Below are 14,609 nucleotides of genomic sequence, written 5' to 3'. Positions count from 1 at the left end.
GTGCCGGGCGGCGCGGAAGCCGTGCCGGGCCGGGCGGCGCTGGGGCGGGCGGGGCCGGGGCGGGCGGGCGAAGCTGGGGCGGGTGGGGTGGCGGGTGTCGGGTTGGGTCTCGGAGCCGGCGGGCGTGGCCTCCGGCCCCCGGGTCGATCGTCCCACGCGACACCGACAAACCACGGGCCTGGCCGGGTTGCGCGGCCGGCCGCGGGTTACGCCAGGAGTGCCCGGCCGGCCGGGGTGATCTCCGCCGGCACCCACGGACCGTCACCGCCCCGCTCGGCCGGGCGGACCAGTCCGGCGTGGGCCAACTGGCGGGCGATCACCTGGTCACTGCACCACAGCCCGTCCACCCGCAGGTCGGGTTCGACACTGTGCGTCACTTCGGCGCGGCCTGCCGCGACGGCCCGCAGGACCGCGCGTGCGCGATGGGTCAGTTCGTCGTCCATGATCTTTCACCGTCGTTCCACAACGCTTGCAACGGCTTTATCGCCGCGACCCCCGAAAGTCTTACCGATTAGGGTCATCGGTCATGGGGACAGTCGAAGCGGTCAGTCGTAGCGCGGAGTACACGTTCACCAAACCGGCCCGGGACGCCATCCGCCTCGTCGCCGGGCTCGGCGTCGAAGGCGACGTCCACGCGGGCCAGACCGTCAAGCACCGCTCGCGCGTCCGGCGCGACCCCACGCGACCGAACCTGCGCCAGGTCCACCTCATGCACGCCGAACTGCACGACGAACTCAACGCCCTCGGCTTCGACGTCCGCGCCGGGGCGCTCGGCGAGAACGTCACCACCCGCGGGGTGGACCTGCTCGCCCTGCCCACCGGCACGCGCCTGCGCCTGGGCGCGGACGCCGTCGTGGAGGTCACCGGGCTGCGCAACCCGTGCCCCCAGATCGACGCCTTCGCCGACGGGCTGCTCAAGCACGTCGTCGGCCGCGACGCCGAGGGTCGCGTCGTCCGCAAGGCGGGCATCATGTCGGTCGTCCTGGTCGGCGGCGTGGTCCGCCCCGGCGACGCCGTGCGCGTCGAACTCCCGGCCACCCCGCACACCCCGCTCCAGCCGGTCTGATGGACCTCACCGGAACCTCCGTCCTGGTCACCGGCGCGAGCGGCGGCATCGGGGCGGGCATCGCGCGGCGGTTCGCCGAGGCCGGCGCGGCGGTCGTCCGGCACGCCCTCACCGCGGCCGGGGACTTCGTGCGCGCCGACCTGACCGACGAGGGCGCCTGCCACGACCTGGTCGCCGAGGCCGTCCGCCGCGTGGGCCGGCTCGACGCCGTGGTCAACTGCGCGGGCGTCCAACCCGACCAGGACCTCGACGGCATGACGGTGGCCGACTGGCGCGCGGTCGTGGACACCAACGTGCTCAGCGCCTTCGCCGTCACCCAGGCCGCGGCGCGGGTCATGCGCGACGCCGGCGGCTCGATCACGCACATCGCGTCCATCCAGGGCACCCAGGCCGCCGAGGGCCACGCGCACTACTGCGCCTCGAAAGCCGCGCTGATCATGCACGCCCGGTCCGCCGCGCTGGAGTACGGCCGGTTCGGCATCCGGGTCAACACCGTGTCGCCGGGGCTGGTCGACCGGCCAGGCCTCGCCGACGCCTGGCCCGACGGGGTCGAGCGCTGGCGGGCCGCCGCGCCGCTGGGCCGGCTCGGCACGCCCGAGGACGTCGGTGACGCGTGCGTGTTCCTCGCCTCGCGGTTCGCCCGCTGGATCACCGGGCACGACCTCGTGGTGGACGGCGGCGTGAGCGCCCGCCCGACCTGGTGACCGCCTATTCCGCCAGGATCGGCTGGGCGATCGCGAACGCGCGGTTGGCCGCCGGGACGCCCGCGTAGACGGCGACCTGGAGCAGGACCTCCTTGATCTCGTCGCGGGTCAGGCCGTTGCGCAGGGCGGCGCGGACGTGCATGGCCAGTTCCGCGTCGTGGCCGAGGGCGGCGAGCATCGCCAGGGTGACGCAGGAGCGGGTGCGCCGGTCGAGGCCGGGTCGCGTCCAGACCTCGCCCCACGCGTAGCGGGTGATGAAGTCCTGGAAGTCGGCGGTGAAGTCGTCGGTGCGCGCGATCGCCCGGTCCACGTGCTCGTCGCCGAGCACCTCGCGCCGCACCCGCATGCCGTCGGTCATCGCGCCGCCAGGTGGTCGAGGAGGACGCGGGTCACGTCGTCGGCCGCCTCCACGTTGGCCAGGTGCGCGGCCTCGACGGTGTGCAGCACCGCGCCCGGCACGGCGTCGGCGATCAGGCGCTGGTGCTCGGGCGGGGTCGCGACGTCGTGCTTGCCGGCGACCACCGCGGTCGGGGCCTCGATCGCGGGCAGGACCGACCGGAGGTCCATCGCGGCCAGGGCATCGCAACAGGACGCGTAACCTTCATCGTCCACACTGGACACCATGGCCTCGAAGTCCCTCACCACTGCGGGGTTCCCGGCCGTGAAGTCCGGTGTGAACCAGCGGCCGACGGCCTGGTGCGCGATGGACGCCGTGCCGGCGGCGCGCACCGCCGCCGCGCGGTCGAGCCAGGGCTGGGCGGACGCGAAGGCGGCGGTGGTGCAGCACAGGACCAGGCGGTCGATGCGTTCCGGGGCGTGGCCGGCCAGCCACATTCCGACCATCGCGCCCAGCGACACGCCCGCGTACGAGACGCGCGCCAGGCCGAGGGTGTCCAGGAGTTCCAGGACGTCGTCGGCCAGGTCGTCCAGGCGGTACGGGCCGGGCGCGGCCGGGGTGCCGCCGTGGCCGCGGTGGTCGTAGCGCAGGACGCGGAAGCGCTGGAGCAGCGCGGGGAGCTGGGCGTCCCACAGGGCGGTGGTGGTGCCCAGGGAGTTGCCCAGCACCAGCACCGGGGCGTCCGGCGGGCCGGTCAGCGTGTGGTGCAGCCTCATCGGCCCGTCCTCTCCCGGTGTGCGGCGAGCGCGCGGTCCACGAACTCGCCGGCGCTGCCGATGTAGCCCGCCGGGTCCAGGGCCTCGGCGACCTCCTCGGGGGACAGGTCGATGCGCAGGTCGGCCTCCAGCGCGGCGCGCAGGGACTTGCCCGACAGCACCGCCGACCGGCACACCTCGGCGACCAGGTCCTGGGCCTCGGCGCGGCCGATGCGGGCGGCCAGGCGGACCGCCACGTTCTCGGCCATCAGCAGACCGCCGGTCAGCTCCAGGTTGCGCCTCATCCGCTCCGGGTCCACGCGCAGCCGCGACAGCAGCTCGCGCACGCCGCGCACCGCGCCGCCGACCAGGCGCAGCAGCTCGGTCACGGTCTGCCACTCGCTGTGCCACGCGCCGACCGCCCGCTCGTGCTCCTGGGCCATCGCGGACAGCACGGTCGAGACCAGCGCGGGGACGCGGCGCGCGCACGCGTTGACCAGCACGGCCCGCACCGGGTTGTGCTTGTGCGGCATGGCCGACGACGTGCCGCCCTCGGCCTCGGCGACCTCCGCGACCTCGGTCTGGGCGAGCAGCACGACGTCCTGCGCGACCTTGGCCAGCACGCCGGCCGCCACGCCGAGCGACCCCGCGAGCTCCGCGACCCGGGTTCGGTTGGTGTGCCACGGGATCAGCGGCGCGGCCAGGCCCAGCTGGGCGGCGAGCTGGTCGGTCAGCGACGGGTCGTTGACCGCGGCCAGGGTGCCCGCCGCGCCGCCGAACTGGACCGCCAGCCGCTGTTCGCGCACGCGGGTGAGGTCGTCCACGGCTTCGTCCACGGCCACCAGCCAGCCCGCGCACTTGACGCCGAACGTGGTGGGCAGCGCGTGCTGGGCGAGCGTGCGGCCGGCGATGAGGGTGTCGCGGTGGCGCTGGGCGAGCCGCTCGCACTCCTTGGCGACGCCGCGCAGCCCGTCCAGGACCGGTCCCAGCGCGCGGAACGCGACCAGGGACAGGGCGGTGTCCAGGACGTCCTGGCTGGTCGCGCCGTTGTGCACGGCGGCCCTGCCCTCGGCGGTGACGTGCGCGCCGATGGCCCGGACCAGCGGGACCACCGGGGTGCCCGAGGTCAGCGCGCCCGCGCCCAGCTCGACCGGGTCGTAGTGGCCGACGTCGATCGCCGTCACCACCATCCGCGCCGCCTCCTCGGACACGAGCCCGGCGCGGGCCTGCACGATCGCCAGCGCGCGTTCGAAGTCGAGCATCGCTCGCAGCCACGCGCCGTCGCTGATCTCGGCCTCGACGGCCGGGTCGGTGAACAGCGGGCCGAACAGGTCAGACGTCGAAGAAGACGGTTTCATGCTCCCCTTGCAACCGGATGTCGAAGTGGTAGCCGAACGGGGTGGCGGCGGCGACGAGGGTCGCCCGCGCGGCCGGGTCGAGGGCGGTCAGGACCGGGTCGTGGGCGTTGGCCTCCTCGTCCGGGAAGTAGATCCGGGTGACCAGCCGCACCAGCACGCCCCGGCAGAACAGCGACACGTTGAGGTGGGGCGCCTCCCATCCCCCGTCGCCGGTCGGCAGCGGGCCGGGCTTCACGGTGAGGACACCGTAGCGGCCGTCGGCGTCGGTCGCGCACCGGCCGAAGCCCCGGAAATCCTTCCACCGCACCGCGCCGCGCGGGTCGTCGGGGTGGTCGAAGCGCCCGTCCGGGTCGGCCTGCCAGGTCTCCACCACGGCGTCGGGGACGGGGTCGCCGCGGCCGTCCAGGACGCTGCCCTCGACCCGGAACGCGCCGGGCGTGCCCTCGGGGACGACGAACGGGCCGTCCTCCCAGGGCAGGCCGATGGCGAAGAACGGCCCGACGGTCTGCGCGGGCGTGGTGATCAGCCGCTCAGTCATCGTCGCCCTCCTCCTCCAGCGGGGTGGGGGTCTTGCCGCGCAGCACGATGTCCCACTGGTACCCCAGCGCCCATTCCGGAACCGTCGTGTCCAGGTCGAACCGGGCCACCATCGCCGCCCGAGCCTTCGGGTCGCGCACCGAGTTGTAGATCGGGTCCTGGAAGAACAGCGGGTCGCCCGGGAAGTACATCTGCGTGACCAGCCGCTGCGTGAACGCCGTGCCGAACAGCGAGAAGTGGATGTGCGCCGGCCGCCAGGCGTTGTCGTGGTTGCGCCACGGGTACGCGCCCGGGTGGATCGTGGTGAAGCTGTAGCGGCCGTCGGCGTCGGTCAGGGTGCGGCCCACGCCGGTGAAGTTCGGGTCCAGCGGCGCGGGGTGGCGGTCGCCGTCGTGGCGGTAGCGGCCGGCGGCGTTGGCCTGCCACACCTCCAGCAGGGTGTTCGGGATCGGCCGGCCGTCGCCGTCCAGGACGCGGCCGGACACGATGATCCGCTGGCCCTGCGGCTCGCCCTCGTGACCGGCGGTGAGGTCGTTGTCGTGCGGGCCGACGCGGCCCTCGCCCAGCAGCGGGCCGGTGACCTCGCCCAGGCGGTGCGGGACGAGCACCAGCGGGCGGTTCGGGGCGCGCAGGGCGTTGGACCGGTAGTCCGGCCAGCGCACGGGCGGTTGCGACTCCGGGTCCCTCCGGTACTGCGGCGTGGTCTGCGTCGGCACCGCGTGCTCCTGTCCGTGTCCACCGGTTTCCATGATCGACCGTAGGTTTCGCCGTCCGCGCCGGTCAACGGACGCTTCCACTCACCGGAAGACCAACCCCTCAGTGGTGAACCGGGCGCGACCCCTACGTTCTGAACCGGAGCCGGCCGGTGCCCGAACAGTCAGGTGTCCGCACGATCGCCGAGGAAAGGGATCGAGCATGTCCACACCGCTCACCAGGTGCCGAACCACGCGCGTGACCGCCGCGCTCGCCGCGGTCGGCGTCGCGGCCGGCCTGGCCGGCGCGCCGGGTCCGGCGGGCGCGTCGAGCCACCGGGAGGCGCCGCTGATCGCCGGCGACCCGGCGGTAGACAACACCGACGTCTACGCGTTCGTCAGCCCCGAACACCAGGACACCGTCACGCTGATCGCGAACTTCGCGCCGTTCCAGGAACCCAACGGTGGCCCGAACTTCTACCCGTTCGCCACCGACGCCCGTTACGACATCAACATCGACAACGACGGTGACGCGAAGGCCGACCTGACCTACCGGTTCACGTTCCAGACCGAGGACAAGCGCGGCAAGTCCACGTTCCTCTACAACAACGGGGTCGTCACCACGCTGGACGACGAGAACCTGCTGTTCCGCCAGTTCTACGCGCTGGAGGTGGTCGACCAGCGCGGCAACGCCAAGAAGTTGGTGCAGCGCGGCAAGGTCGCGCCGTCCAACACCGGCCCGAAGTCCATGCCGGACTACGGGGCGCTGCGCGACCAGGCGATCACCGCGGTGCCCGGCGGGGCGCGGGCGTTCGTCGGGCAGGCCGACGACCCGTTCTTCCTGGACCTGCGGGTGTTCGACCTGCTCTACGGGGCGGACCTGTCCGAGGTCGGCCAGGACACGCTGCGCGGCTTCAACGCCAACACGATCGCCTTGCAGGTGCCCAAGAACTGGTTGGCGCTCAAGGGCGACGCCAGGCGCAACCCGGTGATCGGCGTGTGGAGCGACACCGAGCGCCGGTCGATGGAGATCAGCCCCGGCCGCGCGCGGGCGCACGGCGACTGGGTGCAGGTCTCGCGCCTGGGCAACCCGCTGGTCAACGAGGTCGTGGTGCCGGCGGCGCTGAAGGACACGTTCAACTCGCTCACGCCCGACCAGGACGCCAAGGTCAAGGAGCTGGTGGACCGGGTCACCGCCCCCGAGGTGCCGCAGCTGATCGAGCAGATCTACAAGATCCCCGCGCCCAAGGGGAAGCGGGACGACCTGGTCGAGATCTTCCTGACCGGCATCACCACCAAGCTCGGCGGTCCGATCAAGGCCGACCTGAACTCCCAGCTGGACAACGCCGACGTGAACCCGAAGCGGTTCGTGCCGGCCGAGCAGCTGCGGCTGAACATGGCGGTGCCGGTGTCCGGCGACCAGAACCGGCTGGGCGTGCTGGCCAAGGACAACCAGGGCTTCCCCAACGGCCGGCGGCTGACCGACGACGTCGTGGACATCGGCCTGCAGGCGCTGGAGGGCGCGGCGGTCAACGGCGTCGTGGAGGGGCTCGCCGCCGGGGACAAGGTCGACGCCAACGAGAACGCGTTCGGCAAGCAGTTCCCGTACGTGGCGCTGCCGAACAACACCGCCGTCAACGCGGGCGGCGACGAGGTCGCGATCAAGCCGACGGCGGGCGGGTCGATGCCGACCGCGCCGCTGTGGGGCGGGCTGCTCGCGGTCCTGCTGATCGGCGCGGGCTTCTGGATCTTCCGCAACCGCGCCCGGCAGACCGCCTCCCCGACCGAGTAGCCCGCACGCCCGGCGGGGACGCACCTCCCCGCCGGGCACTCCCCGCACCCGCCGCGTCTCGCAAGCCCACCGGAGGTCTTCCCATGATCCGGCTAGTCGCCGTCACGGCCGTCGTCGGCGGGATCGCGCTCCTGGTCACCGCCGTCTCCGCGCTGTCCACCCCGGACGCCGACCCGCCGCCCGCGCCGGCCGCCGTCGAGTCCGCCCTGCACCGCACCATCACCGCCGCCCGCGACAAGCTGCGCCGCACCCCGTCCGACGCGCGCACGTGGGCGACGCTCGGCACCTCCTACGTCGAGCAGGCCCGCGTCACCGGCGACCCCGCCTACTACGCCAAGGCCCAGGGCGCGCTGGACGAGTCGCTCAAGCACCAGCCCGACAACGGCTGGGCCCTGCTCGGCCTCGGCGCGCTGGCCAACGCCCGCCACGACTTCACCACCGCCCGCGACCTCGCCGAGCGCGCGGCGGCCGTGCTGCCCGACACCGCCGAGGTCTACGGGGTGCTGGCCGACGCCCAGACCCAGCTCGGCGTCGAGGCGACCGCGACCGTGCAGCGGATGCTGGACCTGGAGCCCGGCGTCCCGTCGTTCACCCGGGCCGCGTACGAGTTGGAGCAGCGGGGTGACGTGGACGGCGCGCGGGCAGCGTTGGAACGTGCGCTGGAGGCGGCCGTCGTGCCCGCCGAGGTGGCGTTCTGCCGGTACCACCTGGGTGAGCTGGCCTTCGACAACGGCCGGCTCGACGAGGCCGAGACCCACTACGAACAAGGCCTGCTGGTCGATCCGCGAGACGTGATGCTGTCCCAGGGCAAGGCGAAAGTCGCCGCCGCCCGCGGCCGGCTGGACGAAGCCCTGGGCACCTACCAGGACCTGGTGACCCGCGCGCCGCTGCCGCAGTTGTTGCACGAGTACGCGGTGCTGTTGCGCCGCGCCGGGCGGGGCGAGGAGGCGGTGCGGCAGCACGACGTGCTGGCGCGGCAGTTCGCGTTGCTGGCGGCGTCGGGCGGGTCGGACGACCTCGCGGCGTCCGTGGTCGCGGCGGACCGGGGTGACGCGGTGACGGCGTTGCGGTTGGCCGAGGCGGAGTGGGGACGGCGGCAGCACGTGCTGGTCGCCGACGCGCTGGCGTGGGCGCTGCACCTCAACGGCCGGGACGCCGAGGCCTTGGAGTTCGCGGAGAAGGCGGCGGGCCCGGGGTGGCGCAACGCGGTGTTCGCGTTCCACCGGGGCACGATCCTGGCCGCGTTGGGCCGTCCCGAAGCGGCGGACGTGCTGGCGGAGGCGTTGCGGATCAACCCGCACTTCCCGGACGCCGGCGCGGCGCGGGCGACCCTGGCGGGGTTGCGGTGAAGTGGTTGGCGGGACTGGCGATGCTCCTGGGATTGCTCGGCACGGCCGGCACCGCGTCCGCCCACCCGTTGGGCAACTTCACGGTCAACCACTACCACGGGATCACGGTGACACCTGACCGAGTGGTCCTGCGGGCCGTGGTGGACACCGCCGAGATACCGACGCTCCAGGAACGTCCGTCCGAAGTGGACGGTTACGCGCCACGCGAGTGCGCCGCGCTGGCGGCGGCGGTGGCCGTGGAGGTGGACGGGCGGGCCGTGGACACGGTGGTGCGGTCCAGCGCGGTCGAGTTCCCGGTCGGCGAGGCCGGGCTGGCGACGACGCGGCTGACGTGCGTGGTGGAGGCGGCGGCGTCCGGGGAGACCGTGGCGGTGCGGGACGGGTACCGGGCGGACCGCGTCGGGTGGCGCGAGATGACCGCTGTCGGCGACGGGGTGGCACTGGTGGACCCGCCGGTGCCGGCGGTGAGCGTGAGCGGCGAGCTGAGGATGTATCCGGAGGACCTGCTCGCGGATCCGTTGGACGTCCGGGCGGTCACGCTGCACGTGCGCCCGGGCGACGGCGGGTCCGCCGCCGGCACTCCCCTGGCCGGCGGCGGCCCTTCCCTGCTGAGCCGGGCGACGGCGGCGTTCACGTCGGTCGTCGGCACCCGGGACCTGACCCCGTGGGTGGGCCTGCTGGCGGTGCTGCTGTCCCTGGTGCTGGGCGCGTCCCACGCCGCCCTGCCGGGGCACGGGAAGACGGTGATCGCGGCCTACCTGGCCGGACGGGAGGGAACGGCGAGGGACGCGGTGGTGGTGGGAGCGACGGTGACGTTGACCCACACCGCCGGGGTGTTGGTGTTGGGACTGGTGGTGAGTCTGGCCGGGGCGTTCGCCGGGGAGGCGGTGCTGCGCTGGCTGGGCGTGGTGAGCGGCCTACTAGTAGCCGGCATCGGCACAACCCTGCTCCACTCGGCCCTGCAACGCCGACGCACAAACCAAGAACTAGTCAGAACCGCCCACGGCCACGGACATGGCCACGCCCACGGACATGGCCACGCCCACGGACATGGCCACGCCCACGGACATGGGCACGGCCACGGACACGTCGGTCACCGGCTAAGCCGTGGCGGTCTGGTAGGCATGGGGGTAGCCGGTGGCCTGGTGCCAAGCCCATCCGCACTGGTCGTCCTACTAGGCGCGGCGGCACTGGGACGCACGTGGTTCGGTGTCGTGCTGGTCCTCGGCTACGGCCTGGGCATGGCCGCAACCCTCACCACCGTGGGCCTCCTACTGGTCAAACTGCGCGACCGCCTATCCACCATCGAACACCTACGCAACCGCTTCACCGCCCTACCCGCCCTCACCGCCTGCCTGGTGCTCATCGTGGGCACCGGCCTGGCGGTGCGCTCGCTACTCGGCTAACACCCGCCGCGCAACGCGCGGCACCGCCGCGCAGCGGCGGCTGAGCTACCAGCCACGCAGGCCCTTCCCCCCCACTGGAGGCCTCCAGGCCGCTTTTGAGTTTTGATGATCTTGAGAGCGGCACCAACGCGACCGCTTGAGAGCGCGAAGGGGCGTCCAGTCAGAGCGCCTCAGTCCTGCTCCAACCCGAGGTAGAAAGCGATCAGCCGGAGCAGGTGTTCGGTGTCCACCGGCTTCGTCACGTAGTCCGTCGCCCCCGAAGCCAGGGACTTCTCCCGGTCCCCCTTCATAGCCTTGGCCGTCACCGCGATCACCGGCAGGTCCGCGTACCTCGACATCGCGCGGATCGCCGCGATGGTCGCGTTCCCGTCCAACTCCGGCATCATGATGTCCATCAGCACCAACGACACGTCGTCGTACTGCTCCAACGCCCGCACGCCCGTGATCCCGTTGTCCGCGTAGATCACCTCCAGGCCGTGCAGCTCCAGCACGCTGGTCAACGCGAAGACGTTGCGCAGGTCGTCGTCGACGATCAGCACCTTCTCGCCGTGGAACCGCATGGGCGCGGGAGGCAGGTCGTCGGGGGCCGCGGCGAGCGGGGTCGTTTCCTCGATCGGGGACAGGAGTTCGGGCAGTTCCGGTTCCGCCGGGGCGGGGACCAGGCTGTGGTCGCCCAACGGCAGGTACAGCGTGAACGTCGAACCCACACCCGGCTCGCTGCGGACGTCCAGGCGACCCTCCAGCAACGCCGCCAGCTCGCGACTGATCGACAGGCCCAGGCCCGTGCCGCCGTACTTGCGCGAGGTCGTGCCGTCGGCCTGTTGGAACGCCTCGAAGATGACCGACAGCTTGTCCGCCGGGATGCCGATGCCGGTGTCCTGCACGTCGAACGCGACCGCGCCCTCGGCGAGCCGGATGCGCAGGCGGATCGCCCCGTCGTGGGTGAACTTCACCGCGTTGGACAACAGGTTCCGCAGGATCTGCTGCAGCCGGTGCTCGTCGGTGTGCAGCGTGGACGGCACGTCCTGCTCCACGGTGACCTCGAAGTCCAGGTTCTTCTCCGCCGCCAGCGGCAGGGTCAGCGCCTCCACGTAGTTGACCACGTCCGACACCCGCACCGGGTCGGTCTGCACCTGCATGTGCCCGGACTCGACCTTGGTCAGGTCCAGGATGTCGTCGATGAGCTGCAACAGGTCCGTGCCCGCCGAATGGATGGTGCGGGCGAACTCGACCTGCTTCGGGTTCAGGTTGCCGTCGAGGTTGTCGGCCAGCAGCTTCGCCAGGATCAGCAGCGAGTTCAACGGCGTGCGCAGCTCGTGCGACATGTTCGCCATGAACTCCGACTTGTACTTCGACGCCGACGACAGCTGCCGCGCCCGCGCCTCCAGCTCCACCGAGCCCGCCCGCAGCTCCTCGGTCAACCGCTGCGACTCGGCCAGCAGGCTGTCCGTGCGGGCGTTGGCCAGCATCGTGTTGACGTTGACGCCGATGTTCTCCTTGAGCTGGTCCAGCAGGTCCAGGTGGACCTCGGTGAACTCGCTGAACGACCCCAGCTCGATCACGCCCAGCGTCTCGCCCTGGAAGACCACCGGCAGGATCACCAGGTTCAACGGCGGCGCGGAGCCCAGGCCCGAGCCGATCTCCAGGTAGCCCGGCGGCACGTCGCGCACCAGCACGGTCTTCTTCTCCACCGCGACCTGGCCGATCAGGGACTCGCCGCGGGCGAAGCGGGTCGGCCGGCCGCCGCGCGGCTGGTAGGCGTAGGTGGCGGTCAGCTCGACCGCGTCGGACTCGCCGTCCACCAGGAAGAACGCGCCGTGCTGGGCGGAGACCAGCGGGGCCAGCTCGCTGATCACCAGCGACGCCATGGCGTGCAGGTCGCGGTGGCCCTGCATCATGCCCGACAGGCGCGCCAGGTTGGTCTTGAGCCAGTCCTGCTCCTGGTTGGCGCGGGTCGTCTCGCGCAGGTTGCTGATCATCCGGTTGACGTTGTCCTTGAGGTCGGCGACCTCGCCGGAGGCGTCCACGGTGATCTGGCGGCTCAGGTCGCCCGCGGTCACGGCGGTGGCGACGACCGCGATGGCGCGCACCTGCCGGGTCAGGTTCCCGGCCAGCTCGTTGACGTTCTCGGTCAACCGCTTCCACGTGCCGGACACGCCCTCGACCTCGGCCTGGCCGCCGAGCTTGCCCTCGGTGCCGACCTCCCGGGCCACGCGGGTGACCTCGTCGGCGAACGACGACAGCTGGTCCACCATCGTGTTGATCGTGGTCTTGAGCTCCAGGATCTCGCCGCGGGCGTCCACGTCGATCTTCTTGGACAGGTCGCCGCGCGCCACCGCCGTCGTCACCTGGGCGATGTTGCGGACCTGGTTGGTCAGGTTGTTCGCCATGAAGTTGACGTTGTCGGTGAGGTCCTTCCAGGTGCCGGCCACGTTCGGGACGCGGGCCTGGCCGCCCAGGATGCCCTCGGTGCCGACCTCGCGGGACACGCGGGTGACCTCGTCGGCGAACGCGCGCAGCGTGTCCACCATGCCGTTGATCGTGTCGGCCAGGGCCGCGATCTCGCCCTTGGCCTCGACGGTGATCTTCTTGGACAGGTCGCCGCCCGCGACCGCCGCCGCCACCGCCGCGATGCTGCGCACCTGGGTGGTCAGGTTGTCGGCCATGACGTTGACGTTGTCGGTCAGGTCCTTCCACGTGCCCGCCACACCCGGCACGCGCGCCTGACCGCCGAGCCGGCCGTCGGTGCCGACCTCGCGCGCCACGCGGGTGACCTCGTCGGCGAAGCCGGAGAGCTGGTCGACCATCGTGTTGATGGTCGATTTGAGTTCGAGGATCTCGCCCCGCGCGTCCACGGTGATCTTCTGCGACAGGTCGCCGCCCGCGACCGCCGTGGTCACCTGGGCGATGTTGCGGACCTGCGCGGTGAGGTTGTTCGCCATGAAGTTCACCGAGTCGGTCAGGTCCCGCCACGTGCCCGCCACACCGGGCACCTGCGCCTGACCACCCAGCCGGCCGTCCGTGCCGACCTCGCGCGCCACGCGCGTGACCTCGTCGGCGAACGACGACAGCTGGTCCACCATCGTGTTGACGGTGTCCTTCAGCTCCAGGATCTCGCCGCGCGCGTTGACGGTGATCTTCTGGGACAGGTCGCCGCGCGCCACCGCGGTCGCGACCTGGGCGATGTTGCGGACCTGGGCGGTCAGGTTGCCCGCCATGAAGTTCACCGAGTCGGTCAAGTCGCGCCACGTGCCCGCCACACCCGGCACCTGCGCCTGACCACCCAACCGGCCGTCGCTGCCCACCTCCCGGGCGACCCGGGTCACCTCGGCCGCGAACGACGACAGCTGGTCCACCATCGTGTTGATCGTGGTCTTGAGCTGGAGGATCTCGCCCCGCGCGTCCACGTCGATCTTCTGCGACAGGTCGCCCTGCGCGACCGCCGTGGTGACCTGGGCGATGTTGCGGACCTGGCTGGTCAGGTTGCCCGCCATGAAGTTCACCGAGTCGGTCAGGTCCCGCCACGTGCCCGCCACGCCGGGGACCTGCGCCTGACCACCCAGCCGGCCCTCGGTGCCGACCTCGCGCGCCACGCGCGTGACCTCGTCGGCGAACGACGACAGCTGGTCCACCATCGTGTTGATGGTGTCCTTGAGTTCGAGGATCTCGCCCCGCGCGTCCACGGTGATCTTCTGCGACAGGTCGCCCTGCGCGACGGCGGTGGCGACCTGGGCGATGTTGCGGACCTGGCTGGTCAGGTTGTTCGCCATGAAGTTGACGTTGTCGGTCAGGTCGCGCCACGTGCCGCCGACGCCGGGGACCTGGGCCTGACCGCCCAGCCGGCCGTCCGTGCCGACCTCGCGCGCCACGCGCGTGACCTCGTCGGCGAACGACGACAGCTGGTCCACCATCGTGTTGACGGTGTCCTTCAGCTCCAGCATCTCGCCCGCGACCGTGACGGTGATCTTCTGCGACAGGTCGCCCTGCGCGACCGCCGTGGCGACCTGCGCGATGTCGCGGACCTGCGCGGTGAGGTTGTCGGACATGAAGTTGACCGAGTCGGTCAGGTCGCGCCACGTGCCCGCCACGCCCGGCACGTTCGCCTTGCCGCCCAGCCGGCCCTCGGTGCCGACCTCCCGCGCCACGCGGGTGACCTCGCCCGCGAACGTCCGCAGCGTCGCGGTCATCGAGTTGAAGCTCTCCACCAGCGTCGCGACGTCGCCGCGCGCGGCGACGGTGATCTCCTGGGACAGGTCGCCCTCGGCCACGGCCGCCAGCACCCGGCTCAACTCGGCGGTCGGGCGGGTCAGGTCGTCGATCAGGCCGTTGACCGCGTCGGAGGCCATTGCCCACCCCTGCGGGCCGGCCCCGGGCGCGAGGCGCTCGCTCAGCCGCCCCTCCTGGCCCACCGCCTGGCGCACCCGCACCAGCTCGCCGACCAGCCACTGGTTGCGCTCGGCGATCTCGTTGAACACCTCGGCCAGCTCGCTCGCCGGACCGTCGGGCACCACGAGCCGGCGCCGGAAGTTGCCGTCCCGCATCTCCCGCATCGCGGACAGCAGGCGGGCCAGGGTCACGTCCGTGTCGTCCTGGGCGGTCGTCACGTGGGCCTC

General features: G+C 72.3%; 12 protein-coding genes. 5 read left to right on the top strand and 7 right to left on the bottom strand.

The features are described 5' to 3' along the window. Window positions 1–206: 206 nt before the first annotated feature. Window positions 207–443: a hypothetical protein gene (locus tag AB0A74_RS27630; protein WP_358253864.1), complete on the bottom strand. Its 237-nt coding sequence runs from the start codon at window positions 441–443 to the stop codon at window positions 207–209. An 83-nt stretch (window positions 444–526) separates the two neighbouring features. Between AB0A74_RS27630 and AB0A74_RS27625 the strand changes: the two genes are divergently transcribed. Both AB0A74_RS27625 and AB0A74_RS27620 read left to right on the top strand, forming a co-directional pair. Continuing rightward, a complete protein-coding gene (locus AB0A74_RS27625; protein WP_358253862.1) occupies window positions 527–1,066 on the top strand; it encodes an MOSC domain-containing protein in 540 nt (179 codons plus the stop codon). After that, window positions 1,066–1,770, top strand: coding sequence for an SDR family oxidoreductase (locus AB0A74_RS27620; RefSeq protein WP_358253860.1), 705 nt, complete (start codon window positions 1,066–1,068; stop codon window positions 1,768–1,770). Before AB0A74_RS27625 ends, AB0A74_RS27620 begins: the two co-directional genes overlap by 1 nt. 4 nt (window positions 1,771–1,774) lie before the next feature. Here AB0A74_RS27620 and pcaC read toward each other — a convergent pair whose 3' ends face one another. Genes pcaC through pcaH form a run of 5 tightly spaced genes read right to left on the bottom strand, consistent with a single transcriptional unit; the run spans window position 1,775 to window position 5,506 of the window. Then, window positions 1,775–2,128 carry a 4-carboxymuconolactone decarboxylase gene (gene pcaC / locus AB0A74_RS27615; RefSeq protein WP_358253859.1) on the bottom strand — a complete coding sequence of 118 codons (354 nt, stop codon included), beginning with the start codon at window positions 2,126–2,128 and terminating at the stop codon, window positions 1,775–1,777. Further along, on the bottom strand, window positions 2,125–2,883 hold the full coding sequence (pcaD, locus tag AB0A74_RS27610) for a 3-oxoadipate enol-lactonase (RefSeq protein ID WP_358253857.1): 759 nt from the start codon (window positions 2,881–2,883) through the stop codon (window positions 2,125–2,127). The genes pcaC and pcaD overlap by 4 nt, the downstream gene beginning before the upstream one ends. Further along, complete coding sequence (pcaB, locus tag AB0A74_RS27605; protein WP_358253855.1) at window positions 2,880–4,220, bottom strand: 3-carboxy-cis,cis-muconate cycloisomerase; 1,341 nt, start codon at window positions 4,218–4,220, stop codon at window positions 2,880–2,882. Before pcaB ends, pcaD begins: the two co-directional genes overlap by 4 nt. After that, window positions 4,195–4,758, bottom strand: coding sequence for a protocatechuate 3,4-dioxygenase subunit alpha (gene pcaG, locus AB0A74_RS27600; protein WP_358253853.1), 564 nt, complete (start codon window positions 4,756–4,758; stop codon window positions 4,195–4,197). The genes pcaB and pcaG overlap by 26 nt, the downstream gene beginning before the upstream one ends. Next, the gene (gene pcaH, locus AB0A74_RS27595) at window positions 4,751–5,506 is read right to left on the bottom strand and encodes a protocatechuate 3,4-dioxygenase subunit beta (protein ID WP_358253852.1); all 756 of its coding nucleotides are present in this window, start codon (window positions 5,504–5,506) and stop codon (window positions 4,751–4,753) included. Before pcaH ends, pcaG begins: the two co-directional genes overlap by 8 nt. A gap of 166 nt (window positions 5,507–5,672) precedes the next feature. Between pcaH and AB0A74_RS27590 the strand changes: the two genes are divergently transcribed. From AB0A74_RS27590 to AB0A74_RS27580, 3 genes are all read left to right on the top strand, one after another. Next, entirely contained in the window at window positions 5,673–7,241 is a 1,569-nt protein-coding gene (locus AB0A74_RS27590) for a DUF4331 domain-containing protein (RefSeq protein WP_358253851.1), read from the top strand. A gap of 83 nt (window positions 7,242–7,324) precedes the next feature. Next, window positions 7,325–8,590 (top strand): tetratricopeptide repeat protein, encoded by a 1,266-nt coding sequence (locus tag AB0A74_RS27585; protein WP_358253849.1) that lies wholly within the window; start codon window positions 7,325–7,327, stop codon window positions 8,588–8,590. A gap of 20 nt (window positions 8,591–8,610) precedes the next feature. Next, window positions 8,611–9,996 (top strand): High-affinity nickel-transporter, encoded by a 1,386-nt coding sequence (locus AB0A74_RS27580; RefSeq protein WP_358253847.1) that lies wholly within the window; start codon window positions 8,611–8,613, stop codon window positions 9,994–9,996. A gap of 170 nt (window positions 9,997–10,166) precedes the next feature. Here the strand turns inward: AB0A74_RS27580 and AB0A74_RS27575 are convergent, their stop codons facing one another. Beyond that, on the bottom strand, window positions 10,167–14,546 hold the full coding sequence (locus AB0A74_RS27575; RefSeq protein ID WP_358253867.1) for a HAMP domain-containing protein: 4,380 nt from the start codon (window positions 14,544–14,546) through the stop codon (window positions 10,167–10,169). Between the last annotated feature and the right edge of the window lie 63 nt (window positions 14,547–14,609).

Origin of the sequence: Saccharothrix sp. NPDC042600 (genome assembly GCF_040647305.1) — a bacterium.
GTDB classification, from domain to species: Bacteria; Actinomycetota; Actinomycetes; order Mycobacteriales; family Pseudonocardiaceae; genus Actinosynnema; species Actinosynnema mutabilis.
The sequence above is the reverse complement of the archived record's forward strand: the minus strand, read 5'-3'. Positions and strand labels throughout refer to the sequence as shown.

Bases quoted from the DNA above. Each gene is read 5' to 3' on its own strand.
- AB0A74_RS27630 (WP_358253864.1), bottom strand. From the start codon at position 443: ATGGACGACGAACTGACCCATCGCGCACGCGCGGTCCTGCGGGCCGTC.
- AB0A74_RS27625 (WP_358253862.1), top strand. From the start codon at position 527: ATGGGGACAGTCGAAGCGGTCAGTCGTAGCGCGGAGTACACGTTCACC.
- AB0A74_RS27620 (WP_358253860.1), top strand. From the start codon at position 1,066: ATGGACCTCACCGGAACCTCCGTCCTGGTCACCGGCGCGAGCGGCGGC.
- pcaC (WP_358253859.1), bottom strand. From the start codon at position 2,128: ATGACCGACGGCATGCGGGTGCGGCGCGAGGTGCTCGGCGACGAGCAC.
- pcaD (WP_358253857.1), bottom strand. From the start codon at position 2,883: ATGAGGCTGCACCACACGCTGACCGGCCCGCCGGACGCCCCGGTGCTG.
- pcaB (WP_358253855.1), bottom strand. From the start codon at position 4,220: ATGAAACCGTCTTCTTCGACGTCTGACCTGTTCGGCCCGCTGTTCACC.
- pcaG (WP_358253853.1), bottom strand. From the start codon at position 4,758: ATGACTGAGCGGCTGATCACCACGCCCGCGCAGACCGTCGGGCCGTTC.
- pcaH (WP_358253852.1), bottom strand. From the start codon at position 5,506: ATGGAAACCGGTGGACACGGACAGGAGCACGCGGTGCCGACGCAGACC.
- AB0A74_RS27590 (WP_358253851.1), top strand. From the start codon at position 5,673: ATGTCCACACCGCTCACCAGGTGCCGAACCACGCGCGTGACCGCCGCG.
- AB0A74_RS27585 (WP_358253849.1), top strand. From the start codon at position 7,325: ATGATCCGGCTAGTCGCCGTCACGGCCGTCGTCGGCGGGATCGCGCTC.
- AB0A74_RS27580 (WP_358253847.1), top strand. From the start codon at position 8,611: ATGCTCCTGGGATTGCTCGGCACGGCCGGCACCGCGTCCGCCCACCCG.
- AB0A74_RS27575 (WP_358253867.1), bottom strand. From the start codon at position 14,546: ATGCGGGAGATGCGGGACGGCAACTTCCGGCGCCGGCTCGTGGTGCCC.